The following is a 13,385-nucleotide window of genomic DNA, read 5'->3' on the forward strand; positions in this document are numbered from 1 at the left end:
TGGGTCTGTGGGGAACGGGTCGGCGTGGTTCTTAGCCCTTGACGGCCCCCGCGACCAGGCCCCGCACGTAGTAGCGCTGGACGGCTGCGTAGAGGATGAGGCAGGGGAGCATGAGCAACACGGCGCCTGCGATGACGTAACCGTAATTCACCGTTCCGAACGCGCCGGAGGCGACATTCTCCACCGCGACGGGCAGGGTGAAGAGCTCCTGCCTGGTCAGGAAAGTCAGCGCGCCCAGGAAGTCTCCCCAAGCGCCGAGGAACGCGAAGAGGAATACGGTCACGGCCCCGGGGACAATCATGGGCCTCAGCACGGAGAACAGAATCCTGAGGGGACCCGCGCCGTCGATCCGTGCCGCTTCCACAACCTCCGCCGGGATCTGGGCGAAGGAGTTTCTCATCAGGAAGACGCCGAAGGGGAGGTTGAAGGTGAGGTGGAAGACGATGATGCCGGCCAGGGAGTCTGTCAGGCCCAGGGCGTTCATCTCGAGGAAGAGCGGCGTCAGGATGGCCTGGAAGGGGACCATCATGGTCAGCAGGATGAGCGCGAACGCCACGTTCGATCCTCGGAACGGGTAGTTGACCAGGGCGTAGGCGGCAAGGGTGGTGATGACGACGCTCAGCACCGCGGAGCCCAGCGCAATGGTCAGGCTGTTCCAGATGTAGGAGCCGGCGCCGATGTTGTTAATCAGGCCGACGTAGTTCTCGAGGGACAGGTCAGTGAACGATTGCCCGGCCGCCGGGCCTGCAATCTGGGCCCCGGGCTGAAGGGAACGGAGGACGGACCAGAGCACCGGGGCAACGAAGAGTATGGATACGACGGTGCCGATCACCGCGTACAGTACCGTCCTGAGCCGTGCCGATGCAGTTGCTTTCTTGGCGTGTGGGGCGCTGGGGGGAGTGCGGGGCGGCCGCGAAGTAACCGGCGGCGCCTGGGTGGAAGTTGTCACGAAATCTCCTTTGATCGGACTCGGACGAAGAGTTTGTGCTTCTCAGTCTTCGCGCATGACGCGGAACTGAATGAGGGTCAGGCCTGCTGCAATGACGACGACGACAAACGACAGGGCGGTTGCGTAACCCACCTGCAGGTCGCCGAAGGCCTTGTTGTAGACGTAGAGCATGGTGGTGAGGGTGCCTGTTCCCGGGCCTCCGCCGGTGATGATGAAGAACTGGGTGAAGGCGAGGATGGCGCCGATGAAGCCCATCACGGTCAGCAGCCCGAGGTACCGCTTGAGCAGCGGAACAGTGACCAGGAATTCCTGCTTCCACCGTCCGGCGCCGTCTATCTGGGCGGATTCGTAGAGTTCGTCCGGGATGCTCTGCATGCCGGACATCAGGATGATCATGGTAAAGCCGGCGCCCACGTAGGTGCCCAGGAGGACTATCAGCACGGTGGCGCTCGTACCGTCCAGGAGCCAGGCCGTGGGCGCCGAGGTGATGCCGAGGTTAAGGAGCAGCTGGTCGAGCGCGCCGCTGTCCGGCCGGAACTCCAGGATGGCCACGAAGCTTAAGGAGGTGATGCCGATGACGTAGGGCAGGAACACTGCAGTGCGGATGAGCCCGGCGCCCCGGCGGTTGGAGCGGACAAGCATGGCGAGCAAGTAACCGACGGTGATTCCTAAGGCTGTGGAGATGACGGCGAAACCCAGCGTGTAGAGGATGGATCCCCAGAACACGGTGTCGGCGAAGGCGGTGATGTAGTTTTCGATCCCGTTGAACTCCACTTCGCCCACCAGCGGCCAGTTGGTCAGGGAGATGACCACGGCAAACACCAGCGGAACGATGACGAAAACAGCTACGAGGAGCACGGCCGGGGCGAGCATCAGCACGCCGGTGTAGGAATCGCGGCGCGATGCGCGCCGCGGTGCCTTGGTCCCGGTTCGGGGTTGGGTCTGGAACGGGGTTGCGGTTGTCATGCCTGATTCACCTTCAGAACTCGGGCAGTCTCTTCATGCGCCCGGTGAAGAACGTCGTCGAGGGCGTCCTGGCTGAAGACTGCTTCGCGGAACATCGCAAGCCAGGGCGACTGCACGGTGTTGGTGAGCTGTGTGTAGAGCGTGGTGGGAGCGGCGAAGCCTTCGTTCATGCGCTCCATGCCCGGGACCATAAGGGGGAATTTCTCTGCGAAGCCTGTTTTGAGGATGTCGCTGCGCACCGGATACCAGCCCAATGCGGCCAGTTCGGACTGCTGTTCAAGCTCGCCCACGAAGCGGATGAAATCCCAGGCGGCCCCAGGATTCGAGGCGCCCCGGGGAATGGACAAAACCGCTCCGCCGGAAAATTGCGAAACGTTTCCGTCGGGGCCAGGGAAGGCGCTGACGCCAAGCTTGTCCAGGAAATCCGGTGTGGCGCCCCCTACCACCAGGTCGTAGGACCCCGGGAAAAGCCCCACAGTTCCTTTGAGGAAGTCTTGCCCCCACGCCGCACCGGAGTCCGCCTCGGCCCCTGGCTGGGCGAGCCCTTCAGTGTAGAAGCTGCGGTAAAGCTCCAGCGTCCTGCGGAGCGGCTCGTTGCCCAGCACCGCCGCCTGCTGGCGGCCCAGCGGCCCCTTGTAGAACGGGCTCTGGTCGGCCCAGAAATGCGGTTGGATCACGTAGCCAAGGATGCCCGCGGAGTTGCCGGTGAAGGTCACTCCGGAAACCCCGTTGATGGACTGAACCGCCGCGGCGTGCTCCAGGTATTCCGCGTAGTTGCTGGGGCCCTTATCCGGGTTCAGCCCTGCCTTCTCGTAGAGCTCTTTGTTCCAGAACAGTTGCGAGACGTTGGAAAGCGCCGGGAGCCCGTAGATTTTCCCGTTGAAGGAGGCCACGTCAAGGAGCGGCTTGTTCAGGTACTCCGCGTAGGGGAGCTCGTTGATCAGCGGGGTGAGGTCCGTTAATGCGTCCCGGGTGCTGAAAACGGGCGTCGTGACGGAGTCAGGGGCAACGACGTCCGGCACGGAACCGCCCCGGATCGCGGTGGCGAGCTTGGTTGTCATCTGGCCCTCCGGCAGGACGGTGAGCTCAATCCTCACTGCCTGCTGGGCCCGGTGGTATTTGTCCACGATGAGCTGGGCGGGCTTGAAGGCCGTGGCTCGGCACCAGAAGCGGATGGAGCCGGACGGGTTTCTCCCGAAGTTCGCTGCAGCCACATCTGTTTCCGGCAGGACAGCCGAGCATCCTGACAGGCCGAACGTCGCTGCCACGGCTGCGGCTCCAAGCGTCAGTACAGAGCGGCGGCTAAAGTCCCGGCTGCCGCCGGTGGGGGAATTTTGGGCGCGGCGAAGGCCGGCCGGTGGGGAGTGCATCATTGGTCCCTCGTGGTCGTTGACGTTGGTGGAGCGGGATGGTTGTTAGGTGGAATCGCGGACGATGAGCTGGCAGGGCTGTGCGTCGACGCCGGGCCTGCTGTTTCCGCCGATGGCTTCAAGGACACGTGCTCCTGCGGCGCGGCCCAGTTCTTCAAGGTTCATGTCGACGGTTGTCAGGGATGGCCTGCAGTTCATGGCCGCTGCTGCCCAGTTGTCGAAGCCGATGATCGCGACGTCATGGGGCACCACAATGTTTGCCTCGCGGAGTCCGTCAGCCACACCGCGGGCGATCTCGTCACTGCCGCAGAGAACGATGTCCGCAGGTTCCACCCGCTGGCGCAGCATCTGGGCGGCTTGCCTGCCCCAGGCCTCGGACCAGTTTCCGTAGAGCGGACGGTCGCCCGCCAGGGTGAGCCCGAAGGCTCCGGCATGTTCCTGTACGGCCTCGGCGCGGATGCGGGCCGAGTAGTCCTGGCGGGGCCCCGCTACGTACGCGATGTTCTGATGGCCCAGGTTGGCTGCATGTTCGAGTGCAAGGAGTACGCCCTGCACCTGGTCAACCACCACTGACATGTCTTCGGGGTCGGAAGAATGTCCCATGACATAGACGATCGGCACCGATGTCGGGGGCAGTGGGGCGCGCGGGCCGGTGAGGTTCGTCATGACCACGATTGCATCGACATTGCGGGAGGCCAGCGTCTCCACGCAGTGGCGCTCGCGGACTAGATCGCCCCGTGAGTTGCTGATGAGCACCGATGCCTGCTCCGGGCCGAACGAATCCTCTAGCCCGTACATAACGGGAATGCTGAAGCGTCCGATGTCGTCCGACGTCACCAGGCCGATGGTGATGACGTCGTTGTGGTTGCCTTCCGCAGCAGGGGCCTCGAAACCGAGTTCCCGAGCGGCAGCCAGGACGCGGTCCCGGGTATCTTCACGAAGCTGGCCCCGTTTGTTGAGCGCCTTGGACACCGTGCCTATGGAAACACCGGAGGCGTTGGCGACGTCGGCCATGGTGACCCTGCGGGACGTGAAGCTCACGGATCCTCCTGGAAGTTATGAGATGTGCAACACGTTCAGAATAGGTTGCGGAAAGTTTTCCTGTCAATAGGAAACATTTCTGCTAGCTCTTTTCCGGGCGAACATTTTCGGGAGGGCGCCCGCTGCGGTACCCACAGGCCGCTTCCGACTCGGTATTCGAAGCCGCTTACCAGGCCGCCCAAAAGAGCCTGGCGGAAGGCGGCATCCCCATCGGAGCAGCGCTCGCCCGGGACGGCATGGTCATTAGCGCAATGTGAGGGCGGACGCGCGTCGCCCAGCTGACTGCAAAGTCAGGAGCCAGCGGATGCCGCACTCCTGCCTTCCGCCCGCTCCCAGTACGCCCGCAGCAGCTCAGCAAGCCGTTCGGGCTCGATCCGGTGTGGCGGGTCGAAGTGGTGCCGCTTGGGGAACACCTCCAGGCGGAAGTCCGGGAAGAAGACCCTGGACAGCCGGCCGGCAATGTCGCCGAATTCATCCGGGTTGCTCAGGCCGCCGAGGACGAAGAGCACCGGTCGGCGAAAGGCCGCCAAACGCGCCCGATCCAAGTCGTAGCTCTTAAAGGTGCGTAGGAACGCCCTGATACCCGCGGGCCGCTTGGCCATCCACGGCGGCGGGGGACCCGGCGGCGGTGGCGGAAGGACGACGTCGCGCTTCACTCCCAGCCTCATGAAGGCGGGCGTGAACTGCTCAGGCGGCAGGTCCTCCAACCGCTCATAGACCTTCCACAGCTCAGTGTGCGCCGGCCTCCAGTCCCAGTTCCCTGCCCAGGCCGGCTCCAGCAGCGCCAGGCTCAGCAGCCGGTCCGGATGCTTGGCAGCGAACGCCAGGGAGCTCCTCAGCCGACGGCCGAGCTTGCGCCCGGAACCGCCGCCGAGATGAAGCGGCTGTTCAGGCTGGCAAGCAGGGTGCTGCCGTCGTCGTCGCCGGTCTTCAACGGCGCGGCGGCGGCTTTCGATCCGGCAGTCGGCAACCACTTGCCGTCTCCCACTATCTAGCGCGTGAAGATTGAAGCAAGATACACCCCATGAGAAGAATCCTTATAGCTTCAGTCACAGCGGTCATCATGGGGTTTGGCGCCATCACCTTCGCGCTCCCAGGCAACGCGGCGGGCCCCCAGTCCTCCCATATCGCGGGGCAAATCATGGTCAAATTTCGCGACCACGGCGCGGCCGCCGGCGTGCTCCGCCAGCATGGCCTCAGCGAGGGCCGTGGCATCGGCGCCACTGGCGCCCAACTCATCAAAGTTCCGGCCGGCAAGGAATTGCAGCTCATCGAAGCTTTAAGCCGGAACCCGGCGGTTGAGTACGCCGAGCCGGATGAGGTGGTTACTGCCGCCACCGATGACCAGTATTTCCCGCAACAGTACGCCCTGCAGAACGTTGGCCAGCCGCTGACCAGCACCGCCGGCGCGCTGCTAGCGGCCAACGGCACAGAGGATGCCGATGTGGACGCCGTTGAAGCATGGGGCGTCACGACCGGCGGCGGTACCACGGTGGCCATTCTCGATACGGGTGTGGCAAACGCCCACGACGACATCGCATCGCAGGTAGTTGGGTACGCGAACTTCGTCAGCGCGGACACCAAAGAGGATCCCAAAGCAAACCCTGAGGACAAGTACGGTCACGGCACCCACGTCGCCGGCATCGTTGCCGCGAAGTACAACAACAAGATTGGCGTTGCCGGTGTCTGCCCGGAGTGCAGCATCCTGGACGTCAAAGTGCTCAATGACAGCGGATCCGGCTCCAGCTCAGTCATTGCAAACGGCATCACTTGGGCCGCCGACAACGGCGCCAAGGTCATCAACATGAGCCTTGGACAGCGCGTCTCTTCCCGCACCCTCGAAGCTGCCGTCAGTGACGCCTGGAATAAGGGCGCAGTGATAGTTGCCGCAGCCGGCAACGCAGGAACCCAGGCCAAGATCTACCCCGGTGCCTATCCCAACGTTATTGCCGTGGCTGCAACCGATAACAACGACAGAAAGGCATCCTTCTCGACCTACGGAAAGTGGGTGGATGTCGCCGCGCCGGGTGTCAACGTCTACTCGACCTTCCCGAACCACCCCTTCGTCTTGGGCACACAAAACGGCCGGTCCCAGGGCTATGACGTTGCAAGCGGTACCTCAATGGCCTCACCTGTTGTCGCCGGCGTTGCCGCGCTTGTGTGGAGAACACCTGCCGTCACCGACAACGCATCAGTCCGCGCGAAAATCGAATCAACCGCTGACCCGATCCTCGGCACCGGTACGTCCTGGGCACACGGCCGTGTGAACGCATGCAAGGCCGTCGCAGGCACCTGCCCTTAGCCTGAATACTCCGTCAGTAAAACTGGCGGAGTATTTTGCTTTGATAAAGCTCGATGCAGCCGGTCGAAAGACAACCATGGAATACCCTGCCTTCACCGTCAACTTCCCGGTGATCCTTGTTTCTGTCATGGTCACCGTTGTTTTCGGCGTTATTGCCCTTGTCCTCAACACTCTGAAGATGCGTCGGATTGCCCTGATCCTCAGCAGTGCAACGGTGCTGCTGATTACCGCATTCGTAATTGCCAGCGGCTTTCTGGAGGCCGCTAGAACCAATGAGATGCTCCGTGCAGCAGACGACCTTGCAATTCCTGAGGGGTTCGAGCTCGGGAATGTGCCGGGAAGGACGGCGGGGCGGATCGTTCAAGCCACAGCATTCCTGCCCTGCCTGGCAGTGACAGCACCCTGCCCGTCCCTGCACCGGCAGTGGTCGGGTCCTGAAGGCCAGGGCATGACGCGGGAAGACTTTGAACGGATTGTCCGTGACAGCGGGTGGCAGGGAAAGCTGGTCATCAACGAGGAAAACTGCGAGCTCCAGTACACGAACGGCAGTCACATCACTTGTGAAGCAAACGGGAAGCTTAAGGACTTTGACGCTGAGCTGAGGCTGTCTCAGATTAGGGGTGACGCGTGGAGGCTATTTTTCATGCTGCGACCGGAAAGATAGCCCCTTGAACGCCATCCCGGGCGAGAACCTTAGGGCATCAAGGTGTGGACTTCAACGCTTGGTGGCGTCACCCAGCCTAGGACCTGCCGCGTGCTACTTTTCAGGAACGAGCCCAAGCTGCTGCATCACGCCCAAATTGTCGTAGCTATTCCACTCCTCGACTATCTTGCCTCCTTCGATGCGGCTGATGGAGATGCCTTTGAGCTCTATTTGCTTCCCGGTGGGAGGGCCAAACTCCACTATCTCTCCCTGATGAGTGCCGCGTATCGTCCACCGGGTGCAGACCTTATCCCCTTCGGCTATCGCGTCCTCAACGGTTACGTTCAGGTCAGGGAAAGCGGATTTGAACGTTGCGATAAACTGCTTGGCTTCCTCTGCGCCGCGGATCTCTTGATCGGGCTCGTGCCAGACGAGATCGGGGGCATACACCTCGTCGACGATGTCCGGGTTATTCGGGGCTTCCCAAGATCGAAGCGCGAGGGCCTTGTTTTCTTCGGACATGCTCATCCACTCCTTTACCTAAGGATCTTTCAGCATGCCAGCACCAACCTTACGAGGGCGCTGTAGGAAGATTGTCCCGCATCCGTACTCTCAAATAGAAGGGGTCCGGGCGCCTACTGTAAGGACCCCTGGCGACTAGAGCTTGGCAAGAGAACTTTCGCAAGTTCGCCACTTTAACCTGCGACATAACCGCCATTCTCAGCTAATAGTCACAGCTCCTGGTGGCCGCACTGCCTCGTGAACGGTCGTTCGCGGAATATGCCGATTCCTAAACAACAGCATCGGCATTTACCTGTGTGCCGAGGGCCTGCCCAGACGACGTCACTGACCAGGGCGGCAGAGCTGGCCGACTGATTTTCCGGCTTTGCCCTTGCGGGGACGAGACCGATGGAACACAGGCTGGTGGGCCGGCGGCTCAGGACTGAAGGGACTGCATCACGGACAGGTGCCCCGCGCGTGCCGCGATCAGGCACTTGGCCAGGTAGAAGGGCCGGTTCGCGTGCCTGACGTACTGCGTCAGCACGAGGACAGGATCCGGCGCCCGGAGGTCCAGCAGCTTGGCCCGGCTTGGTCCCACCTGGCTCAGGCTGATCTGGCATTCGCCGGGCCCGAGGACCCGGCCGAAGCGGTTGTTCAGGCTGGCAAGCAGGGTGCCGCCGTCGTCGTCGATTTCCAGTGGCGCGGCGGCGGAAGTGCTGCCCAGGCTCACTGGCAGTGCCGAGATGTTCTCCTGCAGGTGTGCGATGGCCTCGCCGTCGCGGATCAGGACGGACTCCCAGAGCCAGCAGTCGGCGCCGGGCTCGACGCCCACGCCGGGGGCGACGAACTCCGAGGCGGACTGCCGCTGCCGCTGGATGCGTTTGATCTCGATGTGCTGTCCGGGGCCGCCGAGGACTTCCTCGAAGGGGCGGATGCGTTCGATGCCGATGCGGGGGAGGGTGTCGGCGACGAACCGGCCGACGCCACGGCGGGCCCGGATGAGGCCGTCCTCTTCGAGCAGCATCAGCGCTTCGCGGACCACGGTGCGGCTGACCTTCATGTCCGCGCCGAGTTCTGTTTCCGTGGGGAGCATGGAGCCGGGCGTCAGCAGGCTGTTGCGGATGGCCTCGGCGATCCGGGAGTACACGGCAACCCGGAGGGGCGAGCCGGGCTGGGCCATCACCGGCTGGGACAGGAACCTGGCGGCGTCCTCGTGCACGTTATTCCTCGCTTAGTGGGCTTCGGGGAATTCCAGCGTACGACACGTGTGACTTGTTTGTTGGACAAGCTCGGCTTGTTTGCGAGGACCGGCTAGGGGAGCGGTTGCCGTTCACCGACGCTGACGGCAGCTTCGTGCTTGACGTACTCCCGCCGTCGTCGTTCCATTCTTTCCTGCTGGCCGGGCGAGGGGATCCGGGCGCTCTTCGCCCGGTTGCACCTGGCGCAGGCGGCGACGAAATTCTGCAGGCTCGTGGAGCCGCCTTTGGACCAGGGATAGAAATGGTCGCCGTGCTCGGCGGCCCGGGAACAACGACGCCGAAACCCTGCTTCCATCTCACATCGGCCGTCAGCCCGCGCCATCCCATCGCGGCGCTGTTGGCGAGTGAAGCGCCGTACCGGATCCCGGCGGCGGACGTCGCGTGCACCGATGATGGCCGCTGCAATGGCTAGGACGAGGGCAAATGCACCCGGTGCAATCACGGCTGCCAGGACTTCGTCGGACATCCCGCGGAATACCTCGGCGGGCGACGAGGGCCCCGGGCCGGCCGCTTCGTTGGTCTTTGGCATGAGCGCCAGGACAACGGAGACGCCCAACCACACAATCACGGCCGCGTATGCCAATCGCAGAACCTGGCGGCTCCAGTAGATGCGTTTCAGTTCCAGCATGTCTTCCCCTCGAGACTCACGACAGCACTCGCGCAGCGTTGCGGCTGGCAAGACTATTCGTATTGCCGGAGCGCGGATTGGGCCTAACTAAGACTCCCGGTGGATGTTATTGAGGTCCGTCGACTATGGCACCTGGAAGCCACAGGCGACGGACCTGCTTCCGATGGATTAGTTGGTCACTACTCGCATCCCAATCCGTCCCCATCCCTGTCGAGACCATAGATGTCAGATCCCACGACGGTGACAGGTCCGCCCACATACGCGGGACCGTTGCCGCTCCCTCCGGCGCAATCGACGTCGGACGCAATCGGCACACAGGCTCCCGCATAGTTTGGATCGCATCCGGACGGAGCTGCGGGGACGGCAGGCTGCACGGGCACCTGGGCTGCAGCCGCCGCTGCTGCCGCTGCGGCAGCAGCGGCCTGCTGCTGGCGCGCCGTTTCCGCGGCCGCAGCCTGTTGACGGGCCGCTTCTGCAGCAGCCTGCTCCTGTGCCGCCTTAGCCGCAGCTTCCTGCGCTGCCGCGTCGGCAGCTGCCTTCTCTGCGGCTGCCTTCTCAGCAGCCATCTTCGCCGCTGCTGCCGCCCGCGCGTCCGTTACTCGTTTCGATTCTGACTCTTCCATCCACAGCAGCTTTCCAGCGTCGCTCTTAGTGCAGATGAAGACCTTCGGCGCGTACTTTTCCGTCGCATTTTCCGTCACGCAGCCGGATGATCCCGGAGCGGTTGGGGTGGGTGTGGGCGTGGCGCTCGGGGATGCGGACTCGCTGGCCGACGACGTGCTGAACGAGGCGGCAGATTGCCCTCCGCAGGCAGTCGCTGAGATGACTACGGCGAGAGCTACAGCCGCACCAGCCACGGGGCGTTGAGAAATCCACGAACGCGGCGATGCGTCGACCGCATTGGAAGCCTCATTGTTGACCGAATTTCGAGCTTTATTGCATCGAAAACGTGTATTCATTTATTGCCCCCATAGTTCATGTAGATGCGAATTACTCGCCGAACGTACCGCCGTAGCAATTCTGGACCCGCTTGCCTCAAGGCCTCCGCAGCTTCTTCCCAGCTTTGGCGCAGGAACGCGCACCACTCGTTCAACGTCGCTTCCTCCGCTGCCGGTGGCCGGCGAGGCTGGAGGTCTCCGGACCGTCGTGGTCGCGCTGGTTCCCGCCACCGATCACGTAGCTGCCCTTTTGTACTCGTACATGCAGCCACCGAGGCGCAGCACCAGGTGCGGGTTAGGGCTCATATCCTGTCAGTCCGCTGTTAGCCCATGCCGAAGCCCACAGCCGACAATTTCTGTGGAGGAGTAGTCGATGCCAGACGACGCCCCTGATTGCTGTCAGACGGTTCACGCGAACAGTCAGTTCTTCGGACAGCTCCGGCGTCCCGCCTGCTGTTGCCGCATCCTCGCCCGCGACGTACGTCCGACGTCGTCCTTCGAGTTTTTTCCACGGCACTGCATGCCGTGAACGAGTACGAGCCCCGTCCTTCGGGACGGGGCTCGTACTCGTTACTCCGGACACGCCGTAGCGAGGACTAATTAATCGGTGCGGGCGGCTGTTCGCCGCTGAGCACAGCGAGCGCGTTGTCGGCGGCGAGCATCGCCATGGCAGTGCGGGTCTCCACTGTGGCGGAGCCGAGGTGCGGTACGAGCACCACGTTCTCGAGCTCGAGCAATCCGGGGTGCACGCTGGGCTCGTTTTCAAAAACGTCGAGCCCGGCGCCGGCGATCTGCCCCTCGCGAAGCGCGGAAGCGAGCGCTGCTTCGTCGACGATCGGTCCGCGCGCGGTGTTGACGAGGTATGCCGAGCTCTTCATCGCCGCGAGTTGCTCGGCGCCGATCAGATGATGCGTGGCCGGTCCGTAGGGGCAGTGCAGCGAAACGACGTCGCTGACGGCCAGCAGCTCGTCGAGCTCGACCCGCCGGGCGCCCAGCTCGGCGGCGATCCCGGGATCGATCTCGCTGCGCGACTGGTAGACGATCTCCATGCCGAAGGCCTTAGCCCGGCGCGCGGTGGCCTGGCCGATGCCGCCCATGCCGACGACGCCGAGGGTCTTGCCTTGCAGGCTGCTGCCGAGCAGGAAGAACATGCCCCACTTCCAGTCCTGGCCGGAACGGATGAGACGTTCCCCCTCACCGAGCCGGCGGGTTGCCATGAGGATGAGGCTGAAGGCGATGTCAGCTGTGGCATCCGTAAGCACGCCGGGCGTGTTGGCGGCTACGATGCCCCGTTCGGTGCAGGCCGGCACGTCGATGTTGTCATAGCCCACGGCGACGTTCGCGACGACCCTGAGCTGCGGACCGGCGGCGTCGAGCAACTCGGCGTCGATGCGTTCGGTAAGCAGGCTCACCACGGCATCGGCGCCGGCGACCCGGCGCAGGAGCTCCTCGCGCCCGATCGATTCCGGACCCTCCCAGGCATCAACCTCGTGTTCGGCGCGCAGCTTCTCGAGTGCGGCTTCGGGTACACGTCCCGTAACGACGACCCGGCTCATGCCGTCTCGATCCACTCGCGCAGGCGTCCGAGGCCGTCGCGGATGTCCGGCACTTCGATGCCCGAATAGGCGAGCCGGATGTACTGCCGCTCCTCGCCGGGCAGGCGTCGGCCGAAGTGCTCGCGGGTGCAGAAGGAGACGCCGGTCTTGTACAGGGCGTCAGTGGCGAAGTCGCCGACTGCCGTGTAACCCATGCGCTTCATGACCTCGGTGACGTCGGGGAACAGGTAGAACGTCGACTGCGGCACGGCGACATGCATGCCGGGGATGTCGTTCACGATTTCGCATGCGGCATCCCGACGCCCGCGGAGGATGTCCAGCATCTGCTGCACAGAATCCTGGGGGCCACGGAGCGCTTCGATGCCGGCCCACTGCACGTAGTGCGTGGTGCACGACTCATCGTTGGTGTTGAGCGTGCTGAGCACCTTGGCGATCTCGATCGGGGCGACGGCGCAGCCCAGACGGGAACCGGTCATGGCGAACTTCTTGCTGAATGTGTAGAGGATGACGGTGCGCTCCGCCATGCCTGGTATCGATACGATCGAGCTCGAGACCCCCTCGTAGCGCGTCTCGAAGTAGGCCTCGTCGGAGAGCACCCAGAGGTCGTGCTCTATTGCGAGCTGTGCGACTGCCTCACGCTCGGCCGCAGTCGACTCGGCTGAGATGGGGTTCTGCAGGTCGTTGTAGATGATCGCGACCGTGTTGGGCGTGATCGACGCGCGGATCTGCTCGAGGTCGATGGCGAAGCCCGTGCTCGTGGGCACGTAGCGGTACGGTACAGCCGTGCCACCGAGGTACTCGATCTGCGATTCATAGATCGGGAAGCCGGGGTTGGGGTAGAGCACTTCCTGGCCGGGGTTCATGACCGCCTGCAGGAACTTTGTGATGACGGGCTTGCCGCCGGTCATTACAACCACGTTGTCGGGGGAGAACTGCACACCACGGCGCGAGCCGATGTCGTCGGCGAGGGCTTCACGCAGCTGCGGGATGCCGGGGCCGGGGCAATAGCCCGTGTAGCCGTCCGTGATTGCCCGGTTCATCGCTTCCACGATGTTCGGCGCGGTCGGGATGTTGATGTCGCCGAGGTGGAAGGGGTACACCATGTTCCCCTTCGCCTTCCAGGCGGCCGCGGCTTGCGCGACGCTGAAGGCGGTTTCGGTGCCCAGGCGTTCGAGCCGGTGTGCGAGTTGCTGCATGCTGTTCCACTCCTCATCGAGTTGACGATCGATCCT

Annotated in this window: 13 protein-coding genes and 1 pseudogene; 3 read left to right on the forward strand and 11 right to left on the reverse strand. The window is 63.5% G+C overall.

From position 1 onward, the window contains the following. Positions 1–31 precede the first annotated feature (31 nt). The 4 genes from J2805_RS14860 to J2805_RS14875 are packed head-to-tail and all read right to left on the reverse strand — an operon-like array spanning position 32 to position 4,326. Entirely contained in the window at positions 32–949 is a 918-nt protein-coding gene (locus tag J2805_RS14860; RefSeq protein WP_309977505.1) for a carbohydrate ABC transporter permease, read from the reverse strand. A 42-nt stretch (positions 950–991) separates the two neighbouring features. Next, the gene (locus J2805_RS14865) at positions 992–1,915 is read right to left on the reverse strand and encodes a carbohydrate ABC transporter permease (RefSeq protein ID WP_309977507.1); all 924 of its coding nucleotides are present in this window, start codon (positions 1,913–1,915) and stop codon (positions 992–994) included. Continuing rightward, positions 1,912–3,288, reverse strand: coding sequence for an ABC transporter substrate-binding protein (locus J2805_RS14870; protein ID WP_309977509.1), 1,377 nt, complete (start codon positions 3,286–3,288; stop codon positions 1,912–1,914). Before J2805_RS14870 ends, J2805_RS14865 begins: the two co-directional genes overlap by 4 nt. Positions 3,289–3,330: 42 nt before the next feature. After that, positions 3,331–4,326 (reverse strand): LacI family DNA-binding transcriptional regulator, encoded by a 996-nt coding sequence (locus tag J2805_RS14875; RefSeq protein ID WP_309977511.1) that lies wholly within the window; start codon positions 4,324–4,326, stop codon positions 3,331–3,333. A gap of 122 nt (positions 4,327–4,448) precedes the next feature. On the opposite strand from J2805_RS14875, the pseudogene J2805_RS14880 reads away from it, so the two are divergent. Beyond that, positions 4,449–4,577: pseudogene (locus tag J2805_RS14880) on the forward strand (nucleoside deaminase); the annotation flags it as partial. 39 nt (positions 4,578–4,616) lie between these two features. On the opposite strand, the gene J2805_RS14885 reads toward J2805_RS14880, so the two are convergent. Then, positions 4,617–5,300: an alpha/beta fold hydrolase gene (locus J2805_RS14885; protein WP_309977512.1), complete on the reverse strand. Its 684-nt coding sequence runs from the start codon at positions 5,298–5,300 to the stop codon at positions 4,617–4,619. Positions 5,301–5,350: 50 nt separating this feature from the next. Here J2805_RS14885 and J2805_RS14890 point away from each other — a divergent pair, with 50 nt between their 5' ends. Both J2805_RS14890 and J2805_RS14895 read left to right on the forward strand, forming a co-directional pair. Beyond that, positions 5,351–6,628, forward strand: a complete 1,278-nt coding sequence (locus J2805_RS14890; RefSeq protein WP_309977514.1) for a S8 family serine peptidase — start codon at positions 5,351–5,353, stop codon at positions 6,626–6,628. Between the two features lie 40 nt (positions 6,629–6,668). Then, positions 6,669–7,292 carry a hypothetical protein gene (locus tag J2805_RS14895; protein ID WP_309977516.1) on the forward strand — a complete coding sequence of 208 codons (624 nt, stop codon included), beginning with the start codon at positions 6,669–6,671 and terminating at the stop codon, positions 7,290–7,292. 93 nt (positions 7,293–7,385) lie between these two features. Here the strand turns inward: J2805_RS14895 and J2805_RS14900 are convergent, their stop codons facing one another. The 6 genes from J2805_RS14900 to J2805_RS14925 form a co-directional block, all read right to left on the reverse strand. Continuing rightward, positions 7,386–7,793 (reverse strand): ester cyclase, encoded by a 408-nt coding sequence (locus tag J2805_RS14900; RefSeq protein WP_309977518.1) that lies wholly within the window; start codon positions 7,791–7,793, stop codon positions 7,386–7,388. 415 nt (positions 7,794–8,208) lie between these two features. After that, the gene (locus tag J2805_RS14905) at positions 8,209–8,991 is read right to left on the reverse strand and encodes a GntR family transcriptional regulator (RefSeq protein WP_309977521.1); all 783 of its coding nucleotides are present in this window, start codon (positions 8,989–8,991) and stop codon (positions 8,209–8,211) included. Positions 8,992–9,083: 92 nt separating this feature from the next. Continuing rightward, positions 9,084–9,659: an HNH endonuclease gene (locus J2805_RS14910; RefSeq protein WP_309977523.1), complete on the reverse strand. Its 576-nt coding sequence runs from the start codon at positions 9,657–9,659 to the stop codon at positions 9,084–9,086. Positions 9,660–9,838: 179 nt separating this feature from the next. Further along, entirely contained in the window at positions 9,839–10,360 is a 522-nt protein-coding gene (locus tag J2805_RS14915) for a hypothetical protein (protein WP_309977525.1), read from the reverse strand. Positions 10,361–11,193: 833 nt separating this feature from the next. Next, positions 11,194–12,153 carry a 2-hydroxyacid dehydrogenase gene (locus J2805_RS14920; RefSeq protein WP_309977526.1) on the reverse strand — a complete coding sequence of 320 codons (960 nt, stop codon included), beginning with the start codon at positions 12,151–12,153 and terminating at the stop codon, positions 11,194–11,196. Beyond that, positions 12,150–13,349, reverse strand: coding sequence for a pyridoxal phosphate-dependent aminotransferase (locus tag J2805_RS14925; protein WP_309977527.1), 1,200 nt, complete (start codon positions 13,347–13,349; stop codon positions 12,150–12,152). The genes J2805_RS14920 and J2805_RS14925 overlap by 4 nt, the downstream gene beginning before the upstream one ends. Positions 13,350–13,385: the final 36 nt, after the last annotated feature.

It is taken from the genome of Arthrobacter oryzae (assembly GCF_031454875.1).
Classification (GTDB): domain Bacteria; phylum Actinomycetota; class Actinomycetes; order Actinomycetales; family Micrococcaceae; genus Arthrobacter; species Arthrobacter oryzae_D.

What these genes read in the sequence shown, in the direction of transcription:
- J2805_RS14865 (WP_309977507.1), bottom strand. Translation starts at nt 1,915, where the DNA reads ATGACAACCGCAACCCCGTTCCAGACCCAACCCCGAACCGGGACCAAG.
- J2805_RS14870 (WP_309977509.1), bottom strand. Translation starts at nt 3,288, where the DNA reads ATGATGCACTCCCCACCGGCCGGCCTTCGCCGCGCCCAAAATTCCCCC.
- J2805_RS14890 (WP_309977514.1), top strand. Translation starts at nt 5,351, where the DNA reads ATGAGAAGAATCCTTATAGCTTCAGTCACAGCGGTCATCATGGGGTTT.
- J2805_RS14900 (WP_309977518.1), bottom strand. Translation starts at nt 7,793, where the DNA reads ATGTCCGAAGAAAACAAGGCCCTCGCGCTTCGATCTTGGGAAGCCCCG.
- J2805_RS14910 (WP_309977523.1), bottom strand. Translation starts at nt 9,659, where the DNA reads ATGCTGGAACTGAAACGCATCTACTGGAGCCGCCAGGTTCTGCGATTG.
- J2805_RS14920 (WP_309977526.1), bottom strand. Translation starts at nt 12,153, where the DNA reads ATGAGCCGGGTCGTCGTTACGGGACGTGTACCCGAAGCCGCACTCGAG.
- J2805_RS14925 (WP_309977527.1), bottom strand. Translation starts at nt 13,349, where the DNA reads ATGCAGCAACTCGCACACCGGCTCGAACGCCTGGGCACCGAAACCGCC.